This is a genomic window from Capnocytophaga sp. oral taxon 864 (assembly GCF_002998835.1).
In the GTDB taxonomy this organism is placed as follows: domain Bacteria; phylum Bacteroidota; class Bacteroidia; order Flavobacteriales; family Flavobacteriaceae; genus Capnocytophaga; species Capnocytophaga ochracea.
The window spans coordinates 251493-266312 of record NZ_CP027232.1 but is presented as its reverse complement, the minus strand read 5'-3'; the positions used below and the strand labels follow the sequence as shown (position 1 = coordinate 266312).

At 38.3% G+C, this 14820-nt stretch carries 14 protein-coding genes; 13 read left to right on the top strand and 1 reads right to left on the bottom strand.

Features of this window, described 5'->3' with window-relative positions:
* The first annotated feature begins 36 nt into the window (after positions 1-36).
* The 8 genes from C3V44_RS01225 to lpdA all read left to right on the top strand — a co-directional run bounded on the left by C3V44_RS01225 (position 37) and on the right by lpdA (position 7584).
* A complete protein-coding gene (locus tag C3V44_RS01225; RefSeq protein ID WP_106095246.1) occupies positions 37-810 on the top strand; it encodes a DUF695 domain-containing protein in 774 nt (257 codons plus the stop codon).
* Between the two features lie 39 nt (positions 811-849).
* Entirely contained in the window at positions 850-1242 is a 393-nt protein-coding gene (locus C3V44_RS01220) for a hypothetical protein (protein WP_002672562.1), read from the top strand.
* The gene (gene aroC / locus C3V44_RS01215; RefSeq protein WP_106095245.1) at positions 1242-2303 is read left to right on the top strand and encodes a chorismate synthase; all 1062 of its coding nucleotides are present in this window, start codon (positions 1242-1244) and stop codon (positions 2301-2303) included. The genes C3V44_RS01220 and aroC overlap by 1 nt, the downstream gene beginning before the upstream one ends.
* Before the next feature lie 18 nt (positions 2304-2321).
* Entirely contained in the window at positions 2322-3245 is a 924-nt protein-coding gene (locus tag C3V44_RS01210) for a DNA adenine methylase (protein ID WP_106095244.1), read from the top strand.
* Positions 3242-3763, top strand: coding sequence for a PD-(D/E)XK nuclease superfamily protein (locus tag C3V44_RS01205; protein ID WP_106095243.1), 522 nt, complete (start codon positions 3242-3244; stop codon positions 3761-3763). Before C3V44_RS01210 ends, C3V44_RS01205 begins: the two co-directional genes overlap by 4 nt.
* A complete protein-coding gene (locus C3V44_RS01200; RefSeq protein WP_106095242.1) occupies positions 3763-4560 on the top strand; it encodes a site-specific DNA-methyltransferase in 798 nt (265 codons plus the stop codon). Before C3V44_RS01205 ends, C3V44_RS01200 begins: the two co-directional genes overlap by 1 nt.
* Positions 4557-5633 carry an AI-2E family transporter gene (locus tag C3V44_RS01195; protein WP_009417865.1) on the top strand — a complete coding sequence of 359 codons (1077 nt, stop codon included), beginning with the start codon at positions 4557-4559 and terminating at the stop codon, positions 5631-5633. Before C3V44_RS01200 ends, C3V44_RS01195 begins: the two co-directional genes overlap by 4 nt.
* Before the next feature lie 553 nt (positions 5634-6186).
* On the top strand, positions 6187-7584 hold the full coding sequence (gene lpdA / locus C3V44_RS01190; RefSeq protein WP_106095241.1) for a dihydrolipoyl dehydrogenase: 1398 nt from the start codon (positions 6187-6189) through the stop codon (positions 7582-7584).
* A 191-nt stretch (positions 7585-7775) separates the two neighbouring features.
* Here the strand turns inward: lpdA and recO are convergent, their stop codons facing one another.
* A complete protein-coding gene (gene recO, locus C3V44_RS01185; RefSeq protein ID WP_106095240.1) occupies positions 7776-8492 on the bottom strand; it encodes a DNA repair protein RecO in 717 nt (238 codons plus the stop codon).
* Positions 8493-8777: 285 nt separating this feature from the next.
* On the opposite strand from recO, the gene C3V44_RS12155 reads away from it, so the two are divergent.
* The 5 genes from C3V44_RS12155 (at position 8778) to C3V44_RS01160 (ending at position 14816) form a co-directional block, all read left to right on the top strand.
* Positions 8778-8930 (top strand): hypothetical protein, encoded by a 153-nt coding sequence (locus C3V44_RS12155; RefSeq protein WP_034575599.1) that lies wholly within the window; start codon positions 8778-8780, stop codon positions 8928-8930.
* Between the two features lie 297 nt (positions 8931-9227).
* The gene (gene rlmD / locus C3V44_RS01175; RefSeq protein WP_106095239.1) at positions 9228-10643 is read left to right on the top strand and encodes a 23S rRNA (uracil(1939)-C(5))-methyltransferase RlmD; all 1416 of its coding nucleotides are present in this window, start codon (positions 9228-9230) and stop codon (positions 10641-10643) included.
* The gene (gene nth, locus C3V44_RS01170) at positions 10630-11259 is read left to right on the top strand and encodes an endonuclease III (protein ID WP_009421392.1); all 630 of its coding nucleotides are present in this window, start codon (positions 10630-10632) and stop codon (positions 11257-11259) included. The genes rlmD and nth overlap by 14 nt, the downstream gene beginning before the upstream one ends.
* A complete protein-coding gene (bioA, locus tag C3V44_RS01165) occupies positions 11256-12533 on the top strand; it encodes an adenosylmethionine--8-amino-7-oxononanoate transaminase (protein ID WP_002672582.1) in 1278 nt (425 codons plus the stop codon). Before nth ends, bioA begins: the two co-directional genes overlap by 4 nt.
* Before the next feature lie 210 nt (positions 12534-12743).
* Positions 12744-14816 carry an alpha-L-fucosidase gene (locus C3V44_RS01160; protein ID WP_106095238.1) on the top strand — a complete coding sequence of 691 codons (2073 nt, stop codon included), beginning with the start codon at positions 12744-12746 and terminating at the stop codon, positions 14814-14816.
* Positions 14817-14820: the final 4 nt, after the last annotated feature.

Genomic DNA, 14820 nt, shown 5'->3' with positions numbered 1-14820 from the left:
AGAGCCTTTAAATCCTATTTTTTAATAACAAATGATATGCAAAATATTCAAATTCCAGAAAACTGGACTGTCTATATCGGCAGCATAGAAGATAACCCCGCTGTATTCCGCCTCAATTTAGGATTAGAGGAAATTGCTCCTATCACCCAATACCCTCAAAGCGTACGCCTTACTTTTGAGCTAAAAGAACCTGATGAAAACGGTTTTTCAAATAACCGAGAACGTGACTTCCTCTATACGATAGAAGATGAAGAAGTAATGCCTTTACTTAATGAAAGTGATATCTTAGCGGGTATCGTCACTTATCAAGGCACTATCACGTGGTATTTTTATACCGAAAATACTTCTGATTTAGAAAAACGCTTGCAATCAGTAGTAACCAAACACCCTGATTATAGCACTCAAATCAAAACTACTGACGATACTGATTGGAAGATTTACTTTGAATTTCTTTTTCCTAATATCTACGAAATGCAAAGCATTCACAATAGTAATTTGCAAGAACATTGTGAAGAGGCAGGCGACCACACCGACCAAGAGCGCCCTATTGAACACTGGTTGTATTTCCAAACTGAAAAGGATATGAATAGCGCTATTGCAAAAGCTGAAACCTTAGGTTTTTCAGTATATAACAGAGGTAAAATAGAGCCCGAAGAGGGTGAAGACCCTAATGAAGATTTAGGTTACCGCCTTATCCTCAGTAAAGTAAATAGTGTAGACAACATCGACCCCGATACGTGGGATTTGATAGACCTCGCTCTCGATACTCACGGCGAATACGACGGCTGGGAAACAGTCTTAGTTAAGTAAAAATAATTAACCATTTATCATTAAACATTAATCATTATTTTGAACTTAGAAAGTAAAAAAACAATTGTAGAGAAAAGTGCTAAAGACCTCTTTGCACTTTTAGAAAATGTAGCTAATTTTGAACGACTGATGCCTGATAATATTAGTAAGTTCCAAATGCTCAGCGAGCAGTCCTTTGTGTTTGCTCTAAAAGGAATGCCTGAAATTTCTTTAGAAAAGAAAAGTAGTACCCCCAGCAGTCAGTTGGTATTAGGTGAAGCAAAAGGTAAGATTCCTTTTCAGCTTACTGCCAATATTACCGAAGTATCGAACAATGAGAGTGAGGTACAACTTCTCTTCGAGGGTAACTTCAACCCCGTAATGGCAATGATGGTAAAGACACCTATCAGCAAGTTTATGGAGACCTTAGTAACCAAAATGAAAGAATTATAATGGCTGGGAATAGTATAGGTACACTCTTTAGGCTCACCACCTTTGGCGAATCGCACGGCGAAGCCTTAGGAGGAATTATAGACGGCTGTCCACCTAATATAACCTTAGACTTTAGAGCCATACAGCACGAACTTGACCGTCGAAAACCAGGGCAATCAGCGATTGTTACGCAACGCAAAGAGGGCGACAAGGTACGCTTTCTTTCGGGTATTTTAAACGACAAAACCACTGGTACACCTATTGGTTTTATCATTGAGAACGAAAACCAGCATTCGGCTGACTATACCCATATAGCCGAGGTATACCGCCCCAGCCACGCCGATTATGTATATCAACAGAAATACGGTATACGTGACTATCGTGGAGGCGGTCGCTCGTCAGCGCGTGAAACTGCTTGTCGGGTAGTAGCAGGAGCTATTGCAAAACAGGTACTGAAAGGTGTACAAATTACCGCTTATGTATCAAGTGTAGGTGAGCTTACCCTTACTAAACCCTATACCGAACTCAATTTGGCAATAGCCGAAACTAATGCTGTACGCTGTCCCGACCCTACCTTAGCGGAACAAATGGAAGCCTACATCAAAGTCATTCGTAAGGAGGGTGACACCATAGGCGGGGTAGTAAGTTGTGTAGTAAAAGGAGTACCCGTAGGTTTAGGTGAACCTGTATTCGATAAGCTCCACGCACAGCTTGGCAAAGCGATGCTCTCTATCAATGCTGTAAAAGGGTTTGAATACGGCAGTGGTTTTGCAGGTACTGCAATGCGCGGTAGCCAGCACAACGACCTTTTTAACCCTGATGGCACTACCCAAACCAACTATTCAGGTGGGATACAAGGCGGTATCAGCAACGGTATGGATATTTATTTTAGAATAGCTTTTAAGCCCGTAGCTACCCTTATGCAAGAGCAACCCGCACTCGACACACACGGCAACATCGTAACAATGCAAGGTAAAGGCAGACATGACCCTTGTGTAGTACCTCGTGCAGTACCTATCGTCGAGGCTATGACCGCAATCGTATTATTAGATTTTTGGTTGATTAGTCGTCAAAAAAACTAATGACTAAATATATTAGGAATGAGAGAAAATATAAATTATATTGCCAAGCCTTTTTTGAAATGGGCAGGAGGCAAAACACAACTCATAGAACAGATTAAAAACAACTTACCCAAAATTGTTTTTAAAGAGAAATTCACCTACATAGAACCTTTTGTAGGGAGTGGTGCTGTGTTATTTTGGTTGCTCAGTGAGTTTCCTAATATGAAAAAAGCAGTTATCAATGATATTAACAAAGAATTGATAGATACTTATAGAACCATTGCTGAAAATCCTGAACAGCTAATTGCTATTCTTAATAGTCTGCAAATAGAATATCACGCTCTAGAAGAGCAACAAGAGGCTAAAAAGGCATACTATTACCAAAAAAGAGCCCTATTCAATAGCCGAAGTGAGGAAAAAGTAATGCAATCAGCATTATTTATATTCTTAAATCGTACTTGTTTTAATGGTTTATATCGTGTGAATAACAAAAATGAGTTCAATGTACCCATTGGTAGTTATAAGCGTCCTATGATTTGTGATAAAGAGAATATTTTAGCAGTAAGCAAGGCTTTGCAAAAGGTAGAAATTATTTGTGGGGACTTTGAGCAGACTATTCATTATACCAAAGGCAATACTTTATTTTATTTCGACCCTCCCTATAAACCTTTGAGCGGAACCTCAAACTTCAATGCTTATGTAAAAGATAGTTTTGACGATAACGAACAAATTCGCTTAAGAGATTTTTGCCATAAACTCAATAACTTGAATCACTATTGGATACTGAGCAATTCAGATGTAAAGGGAAAAGACGAAAACAACCATTTCTTTGATGATCTATATGTAGACTTTACAATAAAGCGCGTATTAGCCAAAAGAAATATCAATGCCAATCCTAAAAAACGAGGGATACTAAATGAATTATTAATTAACAACTATACTAATAATTTTTTAAATATATGATTTACGGAGGAAAAGGAGGAGGAAATACAAAAACAGGTTTAGTTTTTGAAGGTAAAACTGATTTAGCAGAATTTTTAAACTCCCAAAATGACTATGAAGTAAAAGAAAATAATGTTTTTTACAAAGGAGAACTTGTTGGAAGAATTTTTAAAAAATACGGTTTTTATAAATTTCTTGAAGAGTTAGATATTGATTGGAAACAATTAATATCTAAGAGGTTGTTACCTGATGATAGTATATTTGTAATCATAGCAAATACATTATTCATAATTGAATGCAAATTTCAACAAGTAGCAGGGTCAGTAGATGAAAAATTGCAAACTTGTGATTTTAAAAGAAAACAATACCAAAAACTTTTATCAAAAGCAAATATAGAAGTAGAATATATTTATCTATTAAGTGATTGGTTTAGAAAGTCTGAATACAAAGATGTTTTAGATTATATTCATAGTGTACATTGTTATTATTTCTTTGAGTATATTCCATTAATAAAATTAGGCTTACCTGTTCCTGAATAATGCTTAACCCCTATTTCAAATCTCAAGACAAATCCTTCTACCTCCTTCACGGAGATACGATGGAGCTGTTACCACAGTTTCATCGTAAGTTTGATATGGTCTTTGCTGACCCTCCTTACTTTTTATCAAACGGAGGGCTTACTGTAAATAATGGTGAGATTGTAAGTGTTAATAAAGGAGATTGGGATAAACCAAAAGGAATAGCTTTTATAAATGATTTTAATAGACAATGGCTTACTTTAGTACGCGAAGTGATGAAAGAAGATGCTACTATTTGGATTAGTGGTACAATGCATAACATCTTTTCAATAGGACAAATACTTACTGAATTAGGCTTTAAAATACTTAATATTATTACTTGGGAGAAAACTAATCCTCCTCCTAACTTCTCTTGTAGATACTTTACTCATTCTACAGAGCAAATCATTTGGGCAAGAAAAGAAGAAAAAACGCCTCATTACTTCAATTACGAACTAATGAAAGAACTGAATGGCAACAAGCAAATGAAAGATGTATGGCGTTTCCCCGCTATTGCTCCTTGGGAAAAGTCGTGTGGCAAACACCCTACTCAAAAACCCTTGTCAGTACTTACAAGGCTTATTTTAGCTTCTACCAAACCTGACGCTTGGATATTAGATCCTTTTACAGGTAGCTCAACCACAGGTATTGCAGCTAATTTACAAGGACGAAAGTTCGTAGGTATTGATAGAGAAAAAGACTTTTTAGAACTGAGTAGACTTAGAAAATTAGAAATAGAAAAGAAAGAGATATTTGTAAAATATAAAAACCGTTTATGAACTCAAAAGAAATAGCAAATGGTATATTGCGTGCCGTAGGGATTATTGTATTGGTAGCCTTAGGGCTCTACACCCTTTACTTACTGCAATCTATTATCATTTACCTCATTGTATCGCTGGTACTGACATTGATGGGCAAACCTCTTATACAGTTTTTTTACAAAAAGCTGAAGATAAAAAACCGAACCTTATGTGTGGTTCTTACAATGTTATTGTTCGTGGTATTGAGCCTTGGGGTATTCAGTTTGTTTATCCCTTTGCTTATTTCGCAAGGCAAGAACCTCTCAAGCCTTAATATAGACTTGCTGAAGGACAACCTCGACGCTCTCCTCCACCAAACTCTTAGCAAGGTCGGACTTCAGAGAGAAGATTACTCTTTTGGAGTACAAGAGATGTTGAACTTTATCGATATTCCTAACTTCCTAAACTCTTTTATCTCGTTTATCAGTAGTTTTGGAGTAGGATTCTTCTCAGTGCTTTTTATTACCTTCTTCTTTATGAAAGACGGTGACAGAATACTTATCGCATTACTTTCTATTTTCTCTCCCAAACGTAAACGCAAACTTAAAACCTCTATTTTCAAAATAAACAACCTATTGTCGCGTTATTTTGTAGGATTAATGCTACAGCTTACTATTCTTTTTATAATTTACACCATAGTATTGCTTATTTTCGGAGTAGAAAATGCCTTTATCATAGCCCTTTTATGTGCTTTACTGAACCTTATTCCTTATATAGGTCCGATGATAGGTTTTATACTAATGGCTTTGCTTACAATGAGTAGCAACCTACAAAACGATTTTATGACGGTAAGTCTGCCTACTACTATCTATGTGTTGATAGGGTTTATAATAGGTCAGTTTATTGATAATTTCTTTTCTCAACCGCTTATTTTCTCTAATTCAGTAAAATCTACTGCCTTAGAGATTTTCCTCATTACCCTTATCAGTGGTACGCTTTTCGGGATAACAGGAATGGTCGTGGCTATTCCCGCCTATACGGTACTGAAAGTAGTATTAAAAGAGTTTTTCCCGAACAACAAGATTGTAGAACTTCTCACTAAAAACATATAGCTATGAACCCTCTTGCTCTCTTCGTTTTGAATTAGACAAATGGTGAAAAACTCCAATTTTTAGGAAAAGAATGAACAAACAAATGACGGTGTGAGTCACACAGGCAGTCGTAGCACGACAGGCAGATAATCAAAAGACAAATAATGAATGAACGAACAAAAGACGGTGCGAGCCGCACGGGCAGTCGTAGCACGACAGGCAGATAATGAAAAGACAAATAATGAATGAATGAACGAACAATGAACGAACAAAAGACGAACAATGAACGAAGCTAAACTGAAGCTAAGACAAAGCTATAATCTTAGAAAACTGAATATTAATTGCTTTTTTAAGGTAATAAAACTTTGAAAAAAACGCAATGATTTTAGAGTTTTTATGATTTTTAGACTTCAATAAAGTAAATGAGATTTACTTCGGACAATCAGGATTTAAATAGCTATTATTCAAACATATAAAATTACATATAAATAAAAAAGTAATTAAAATAGTTTTTATTCAAAATATTATTCGTAACTTTGTAGCCTAATATCAAACTTGATAAATTTTAAAAGAAATGAGTAAATACGACGTTATTGTATTAGGAAGTGGTCCTGGTGGGTATGTTACTGCCATTCGCGCTTCTCAATTAGGGTTTAAAACCGCTGTTATTGAAAAAGAAAACCTCGGAGGTATTTGTTTGAACTGGGGTTGTATTCCTACGAAAGCTTTGTTAAAATCAGCGCAAGTGTTTGAATACCTAAAGCACGCTGAGAACTATGGTATCACCGTAAAAAAAGAGTCTTTTGACAAAGATTTTTATGCGGTTATCAAACGTAGTCGCGAGGTAGCTGCTACAATGAGCAAAGGGGTGCAGTTCTTGATGAAAAAGAACAAAATAGATGTGATAATGGGCTATGGTACCCTAAAAGCTGGCAAGAAAGTAGACGTAAAAGATAAAGATGGCAAAGTAACTGAATACAGTGCTGACCACATTATTATTGCTACTGGAGCACGTTCACGCGAGTTGCCTGCTTTACCTCAAGATGGCAAGAAAATTATCGGTTACCGCCAAGCACTTACGCTCCCTGAGCAACCTAAGAAAATGATTGTGGTAGGTAGTGGGGCTATCGGTATTGAGTTTGCTTACTTCTATAACGCTATGGGTACTGAAGTAACCATCGTAGAGTTTATGCCTAACATTGTTCCTGTGGAAGATGAGGATATCTCTAAACAATTAGAAAAGAGCCTTACAAAATCAGGTATCAATATTATGACTTCGGCTGAGGTAACCAAAGTAGATACTTCTGGAAAAGGTGTAAAAGCATTTGTGAAAACAGCCAAAGGCGAAGAAGTTTTAGAATCTGATATCTTGCTTTCAGCCGTAGGTATCAAAACAAATATTGAAAATATCGGTTTGGAAGCGGTAGGTATCAAAACTGAACGCGATAAAATTCAAGTAAACGAGTTCTACCAAACTAATGTTCCTGGTTATTACGCTATTGGTGACGTAGTTCCTGGTCAAGCCTTAGCACACGTAGCTTCAGCAGAAGGTATTATTTGCGTTGAAAAGATTAAAGGAATGCACGTAGAACCACTTAACTATGGTAATATTCCTGGTTGTACTTACTGCACTCCTGAAATTGCTTCAGTAGGTCTGACCGAAAAACAAGCTAAAGAAAAAGGCTATGAAATAAAAGTAGGTAAGTTCCCATTCACTGCCTCAGGAAAAGCAAATGCAGCGGGTACTACTGAAGGCTTCATAAAAGTAATCTTTGATGCTAAATATGGCGAATGGTTAGGTTGCCATATGATTGGCGCCGGCGTTACTGATATGATTGCTGAAGCGGTAGTAGCTCGTAAATTGGAAACTACAGGACACGAAATCATCAAAGCGGTACACCCACACCCTACAATGAGCGAAGGTGTAAAAGAAGCAGTAGCAGCTGCTTATGGTGAAGCTATCGACATTTAATATTTTTGTTCCAATAAATTCATAAACGCAAGAAACTCCAAGTAAAAAAGATTTTACTTGGAGTTTTTTTATTAGTGTAAGTTTGAGATAAGAAACCTAACAGACTGTTAGTTACAATTAACTTTGGCTAAGTTTAAAACTTTAGCTAAGTGTGGAAGCAAAAAACAGTATTGTATTATGTTAAAATAGTGCTAAAAGAGCGTTTGTAGCACCTCTAATGATTTTATTTGTCTAAAATTAGGGAAGTGCCATTCGTAGTATTTAAGCAGTTGAAAAAGCAATGCATTGCGCTCGTTCTTATTGCTTTTAACGGTTGATAACTGAGGATAATCGGTGTGTAGGAGGTTTTTGAATAGCAACAAGGTAGCGCCTGTAATGGTGTATTTGCTTTCATCGGTAGTACTGAAAATGCCGTCTTCCAACGAAAAGGAGGGCAAATGCTCGTGAGTGGTATCGGGGTAAAAGCCGAGATAGCGAGTGATATCAAGTAGAAACTTTAAGTGAAAATTGGCAGAGAAGTCGTTTCTATCAAAAAAAAGGAGCTTCTGTTCTAAAAACAAAAACATTTCTTCATCGGGAGCTTCAGATGTGCAAACAAAAGCACATACTTCGGAAAGAAACATACTTACAGCACTCTTGTACATATCAGTATGTAACGAGTAATAAGGGACGGCTATCTTAGCTTCCTTTACACGTCCTAACGTACCGTTATTTTTATGAGTAGCCACCAGTTCTAACAGCATAAAAGGCTGAAAAAGGGCTGTTTTTAAGTTCCCTTTCTTCTGTGCTAAAACGCCTTGTAACAAATAACTACGAGTACCCATCGTTTGAGTGAAGCACTTCACTATAAGACTGTTATCGCTGTATTTGAGACTTGAAATAACTATGGCTCGGACTTTATCGTACATATTTCTTCTATAAATAGCGTTGCAAAAATACAAAAAAGACTTCAATAGGACGTAATTGATGATATAAATGAAAGATAACGCCAATAATACCAGATAATGCCAATAATACCAATGAGAAAATGAGAAAATGAGAAAATGAGAAAATTAGAGAATTAGTAAATGGGGTACGAGCTTGAGTTAGAAGAATGAGGCTGTGCCTTGTGAAGTAACTTTTTGGAACATTAACTTTGGCAAAGGTCGTAGCAGGACGGGCAATAGAAAATTAGAGAATTAGGAAATTGGCAAATGGGTAGTGATAAAAAAGGTTTTTTGACGGGTCTGACTTGTCGGACAAATTGGACTGGTCTGAGTTATCGGAGGAAAACGAAAAATATAAAAAGTGAGTTGGAAGGATTTTTGGTGAAAAAAGGGTGTAAGGAGGGTGGGGTTAGCTTATAGAGAGCTTATAGGAAGCTTATACGAATCTTGGACGATTGGTATAGAAAGGGTATATAAGTGATTGATTCACATCATAATACAACAACATCAAAAATGCCAAAAACGGGGTTTCGAGGCGAAAGAAAGAGAAAAGGCACTAGGCCTTAGGCCATAGGCAATAGGGGGAAATATGACGGAAAGAAGAAGGAATCATTAGGAAATTAGTAGGTTAGTGGGAATATTGGAGAATCTTGGAGGGAGTTTGAATATAATGAGAGCATTTGTAATTCGCAATTATTTTGTACCTTTGCACCCATAATGAGCAAAAATAAGCATATAACCATTGAAAATGTAACCGTGATTGATGCAGGAGCCAAAGGCAAAAGCATTGCTAAAGCCCCTGACGGACGTGTGATATTTATAAGTAACGCTATTCCTGGTGATGTAGTAGATGTGCAGACCACCAAGAAGAAATCGGCTTATTATGAAGGTTTTGTAACTAAATATCACCAACTATCAGAGCAACGAGTAACGCCCGTATGTTCTCACTTTGGCTATTGTGGTGGTTGCAAATGGCAAGATATGAACTACCAAAGTCAGCTATTTTACAAGCAGAAAGAAGTAGAAAACAACTTAGTACGATTGGGTAGGATAGAAATTCCTGCTGTAATGCCTATCATAGGCTCTGACGAGACTTATTACTACCGCAACAAAATGGAGTTTTCTTTTTCGGATATGCGCTGGCTTACTCCCGATGAAATTAAGAAAGCCGACGAAATAGACAATCGGAATGCCTTAGGTTTTCACATAGCAGGAGCTTGGGACAAGATTTTGGACATAGACAAATGTTACTTGCAAGCCGACCCTTCTAACACGATACGCTTGGAGATAAAGCGTTTTGCCTTGGCGAACGAAATGCCTTTTTACAGTCCGAGGCAACAAACAGGCTTATTGCGTACTATGATGATACGCATTAGCTCCATTGGGCAAATAATGGTAGTGATACAGTTCTTCCGCAACGACCCTAAAATTACACTGCTCCTCGACCATATTGCAGAGACATTCCCGATGATTACCTCTTTGCAATACTGTATCAATAGCAAAGGCAACGATGCTATTTATGACCAAGAACTTATTTGCTATAAAGGTACTGACTGTATTTATGAGGAAATGGAAGGGTTGCGATTTAAAATCAATGCCAAGTCGTTTTACCAAACTAACTCGGCACAAGCGTACAAGCTGTACCAAGTAGCTCGTAACTTTGCCGATTTAAAGGGCGATGAATTAGTGTACGACCTTTATACGGGAACGGGCACTATTGCGCAATTTGTAGCCAAAAAAGCGAAAAAAGTGATAGGGGTAGAAGCTGTACCAGAAGCTATAGCAGATGCCAAAGACAATGCTTTTGCGAATGGTATTGAGAATGTTACTTTTTACGTGGGAGATATGAAAAACATTTTCAACGACACTTTTATAGAAGAAAACGGCACCCCTGATGTGATTATCACCGACCCTCCTCGCGACGGTATGCACAAAGATGTAGTAGCTAAAATTCTTCAAATAGCCCCCAAAAAGATAGTATATGTAAGTTGCAATAGTGCAACGCAAGCGCGAGACCTTTCCTTGCTTGATGTAACTTATAAAGTAACCAAAGTTCAGCCTGTGGATATGTTTCCACAAACCTACCACGTAGAGAATGTTGTTTTATTAGAAAAGAGAAATGAAAAAAGCTGAAAAAGTAAACTTTATCATCGATACACTAGAAAGTATCTATCCTGAAATTACTATACCCCTGCAACACAAAGACCCTTATACGCTACTGATAGCTGTACTCTTATCGGCACAAACTACCGATGCACGGGTGAACCAAATCACGCCTATTCTATTTAGCAAAGCGGACAATCCGTATGATATGGTACTACTTTCGGTAGACGAAATACAGGAGATTATCAAACCCTTAGGGCTTGCCCCTATGAAATCTAAAGGTATTCACGGGCTTTCCCAAATACTCATAGACAAATACAACGGCGAAGTTCCTCAAACCTTTGAGGCTTTAGAGGCTCTCCCCTCAGTAGGACATAAAACTGCCAGCGTTGTTCTTGCACAAGCCTTTGGCATTCCGACCTTCCCCGTTGATACCCATATACACCGACTGATGCACCGCTGGAAGCTTTCCGACGGTAGTTCGGTAGTGCAAACGGAGAAAGATGCCAAACGACTCTTCCCCAAAGAAAAATGGAACAAACTGCACGTGCAAATCATCTTGTACGGGCGCGAATACAGTCCGGCGAGAGGCTGGAATATGGAAAAAGATATTATAACCAAAACCATTATACAATCGAAAAAATGAATTTACAACAGCGAGACGAAAAACATTTGTGGCACCCGTATACCCAACATCAAACGGCTGCCAAACCTATCGGAATTGTGAAAGGAAAAGATGCTCTCCTTTGGGACGAGGACGGCAAAGAATACATAGATGCCATTGCCAGTTGGTGGGTGAACCCCTATGGGCATAGCAACGAGCGATTAGCCCAAGCTGCCTACAAACAACTCACCCAATTGGAGCACGTACTCTTTGGTGGCTTTACACACCGACCTGCCGTAGAGCTTGCCGAAAAGCTCATCAGTATTCTGCCTAAAAACCAACAGAAAGTATTCTTCTCGGACAACGGTTCGACGGCAGTGGAAGTAGGTATCAAAATGGCGTTACAGTACTTTTTCAATAAAGGAGAGAAACGCTTTACGGTAGTTGCTTTTGAAGATGCATTTCACGGAGATACCTTTGCCGCTATGGCAGCTTCGGGTATTTCATTCTTTACTGATGCTTTTAAAGAACATTTGTTGAAAGTAGTGCGCATACCGTTACCCAAAAAAGGAAGCGATGCAGCTGCTAAAAAACTAAAAGAAGTGATTGCTGAACATCACCCTGCCGCCTTTATATTTGAAGCCTTAGTACAAGGAGCCTCAGGAATGCAAATCTATGAACCAGAAGCCTTAGACAAGCTGATTCATATCGCACAAGAAAATGGTGTGATTACCATTGCTGACGAGGTAATGACAGGCTTCGGGCGTACTGGGCGCACTTTTGCTTCGGACTATCTCACTCATAAACCCGATATTATGTGCTTATCGAAAGCTCTTACAGGAGGAACAATTCCGCTTGCAGTAACTACTGCTACCCAAGAGATATTCGACGGTTTTTACAGTGAAGACGTGAACAAAGCTCTTTTCCACGGACATACCTTTACGGCAAACCCCACGGGCTGTGCGATTGCCTTAGAAGCTATTCGCATATTGGAAAGTGACGAAATGCAAGCCAATTTAAAACGCATTGCACGCCGTCATCAGGAGTTTTTAGCCCGTATTGCAAAATATCCATCGGTAGAGAATGCACGTACCTTAGGTGTTATTTTGGCATTCGACCTCAAAACCTCTCAAAATACTGACTACTACGGCTCATTCAGGGATAAACTGTACAACTTCTTTATCTCAGAAGGCGTAATACTGCGTCCGGTGGGAAATATTATCTACATTTTGCCCCCTTACATCATCACAGATGCTCAATTAGACCGAGTGTACGATGTTTTAGAAGAAGCGATACAGAAGTTCTCTAATCAGTAAGAGGAAAGAAAAACACATTTAAGAGACTATTTTCATAAGAGAATAGTCTCTTTTTTATTTAGTAACACAAGAGAAAAGTTAAAATAATTTTATTGAGATATTAGTACGAGATGCAATCTTTAGAATTTTATTTTGATAGTAAAAAAATATTCTATATCTTTGCACCACTTATGAAAACTTTATAACAAAGAAGTTTAAATACTGTATACAATGAAAAAATTAGTCTTATTAGCCACCGCTTTATGTATGGTGGCTTGCAAAAGTATTGAAGCACCCAAGTCAGTGGGAGCTATTCCTTCCGCACGTCAGTTGCCGTGGCACGAGATGGAATATTATGCTTTTATCCACTTTAATATGAACACCTTTACCGATATGGAATGGGGCACAGGTGGTGAAGACCCTGTTTTATTCAACCCTACTGAATTAGATGTAAATCAGTGGGTGAAAGTGATTAAAGACGCTGGTATGAAAGGCGTTATCATCACGGCTAAGCACCACGATGGTTTCTGCTTATGGCCATCAGAGTACACTGAGCACTCTGTAAAAAACTCACCTTGGAAAAACGGTAAAGGCGATGTTATAAAAGAGCTTTCAGAAGCCTGCCACAAAGCAGGACTTAAATTTGGAGTATATTTATCACCTTGGGATAGAAACCACGCTGAGTATGGCAGAGAAGCCTACGTTACCTATTTCCATAACCAACTACGAGAATTGCTTACCAATTACGGTGAAATATTTGAAGTATGGTTTGACGGTGCCAACGGTGGTTCAGGTTATTACGGTGGAGCTAACGAAACTCGTACTATTGATGCTCATACTTATTATCAGTGGGATAAAACATTCGCCATAGTACGCGAATTGCAGCCTAATGCTACTATCTTTGGTGATGAAGGCCCGGATATTCGCTGGATAGGTAATGAAAAAGGCTTCGGTACTCCTACTAACTGGAATCCTTTTACCTCTAACCCTTCTTTACAAGGAAAAGACCACTTACATCATTTGGGTGAAGGCGATGAAAATGGCGTAAATTGGATTCCTGCCGAAGCTGATGTATCTATTCGCCCAGGTTGGTATTACCACGCACGAGAAGACCACCAAGTGCGTCCATTAGAAAAAATGGTAAATATATACTACGCTTCAGTAGGTCGCGGTTACAACTTATTACTAAATCTTCCCGTAGATAGACGTGGCTTAGTACACGAAAATGACATCAAGAGACTTATGGAACTCAAAAAAGTTATAGAAGCAGATTTTGCACGTAACCTCGTAACTGAAGCCTCTGTAACGGCTTCTAATATTCGTAAAAATAACAAGCAATTTAAACCTGAAAAAACTACCGATAGTGATAAAAACACCTATTGGACAACCGACGAAGGAGTAACAGAAGCTTCTATAGAACTGAACTTTACTAAGCCTACTACCTTCAACCGCTTTATGGCACAAGAGTATATCCCATTGGGGCAACGTGTAAAGAAGTTTAAATTAGAATACCAAAAAGATGGCAAATGGGAAACTATAGATGAACAAACAACTATTGGCTACAAACGATTACTACGCTTCCCATCAGTAACAGCTACTAAGGTTCGTTTCACAGTTTTAGAAGCTAAAGGTTCGCCATTGATTAGCAATATAGGGTTATACAATGCACCTGTTTTATTGGTAACTCCTCAGCTTTCTCGTGATAAGAATGGTCAAGTAACCCTCACTCCCGCTGATACTGAAACTGAAATTTATTATACCTTAGACGGCAGTCAGCCTACTAAACAGTCGTTGCGCTATACAACTCCTTTCCCTGTTACTCAGCCTACTTCTTTAAAATTTGTAGCCTATGACGGCAAGCAGCAATTGTACAGTGAAGTAGCTTCTTACGCATTGGATATCCCCAAAGCAAAGTGGAAAGTGTTATCTTCTGCTTCCTCTGATATCCAGAAAGTAATTGATGAAAAACCTAATACGTGGTTTGCTCAAGAAAAGGGCAATACACCCACTGCCATTACTATTGATTTGGGAGAGCTGTTAAACCTAAAAGGATTTACCTATTTACCTTCACAGGACCGCTGGGTTGAAGGAACTATCAGTCATTACATTTTTGAAGTGAGCGCTGATAATGTTCATTGGAAGAAGCTAAGTGAGGGAGAATTTGGCAATATCAAGAACAATCCTATTGAACAACGCATTACCTTCCCTGTCGAGAAAGCCCGTTATATCAAGCTTACCGCTACCAAAACTGTAGATGATACCAATAGAGTATCATATGCCGAAATAGGAATCATTACACAATAAAGCT

Bases quoted from the DNA above. Each gene is read 5' to 3' on its own strand.
- aroC (WP_106095245.1), top strand. From the start codon at position 1,242: ATGGCTGGGAATAGTATAGGTACACTCTTTAGGCTCACCACCTTTGGC.
- C3V44_RS01195 (WP_009417865.1), top strand. From the start codon at position 4,557: ATGAACTCAAAAGAAATAGCAAATGGTATATTGCGTGCCGTAGGGATT.
- C3V44_RS01160 (WP_106095238.1), top strand. From the start codon at position 12,744: ATGAAAAAATTAGTCTTATTAGCCACCGCTTTATGTATGGTGGCTTGC.
- lpdA (WP_106095241.1), top strand. From the start codon at position 6,187: ATGAGTAAATACGACGTTATTGTATTAGGAAGTGGTCCTGGTGGGTAT.
- recO (WP_106095240.1), bottom strand. From the start codon at position 8,492: ATGTACGATAAAGTCCGAGCCATAGTTATTTCAAGTCTCAAATACAGC.
- C3V44_RS12155 (WP_034575599.1), top strand. From the start codon at position 8,778: ATGGGTAGTGATAAAAAAGGTTTTTTGACGGGTCTGACTTGTCGGACA.
- nth (WP_009421392.1), top strand. From the start codon at position 10,630: ATGAAAAAAGCTGAAAAAGTAAACTTTATCATCGATACACTAGAAAGT.
- C3V44_RS01225 (WP_106095246.1), top strand. From the start codon at position 37: ATGCAAAATATTCAAATTCCAGAAAACTGGACTGTCTATATCGGCAGC.
- C3V44_RS01205 (WP_106095243.1), top strand. From the start codon at position 3,242: ATGATTTACGGAGGAAAAGGAGGAGGAAATACAAAAACAGGTTTAGTT.
- C3V44_RS01210 (WP_106095244.1), top strand. From the start codon at position 2,322: ATGAGAGAAAATATAAATTATATTGCCAAGCCTTTTTTGAAATGGGCA.
- rlmD (WP_106095239.1), top strand. From the start codon at position 9,228: ATGAGCAAAAATAAGCATATAACCATTGAAAATGTAACCGTGATTGAT.
- bioA (WP_002672582.1), top strand. From the start codon at position 11,256: ATGAATTTACAACAGCGAGACGAAAAACATTTGTGGCACCCGTATACC.
- C3V44_RS01200 (WP_106095242.1), top strand. From the start codon at position 3,763: ATGCTTAACCCCTATTTCAAATCTCAAGACAAATCCTTCTACCTCCTT.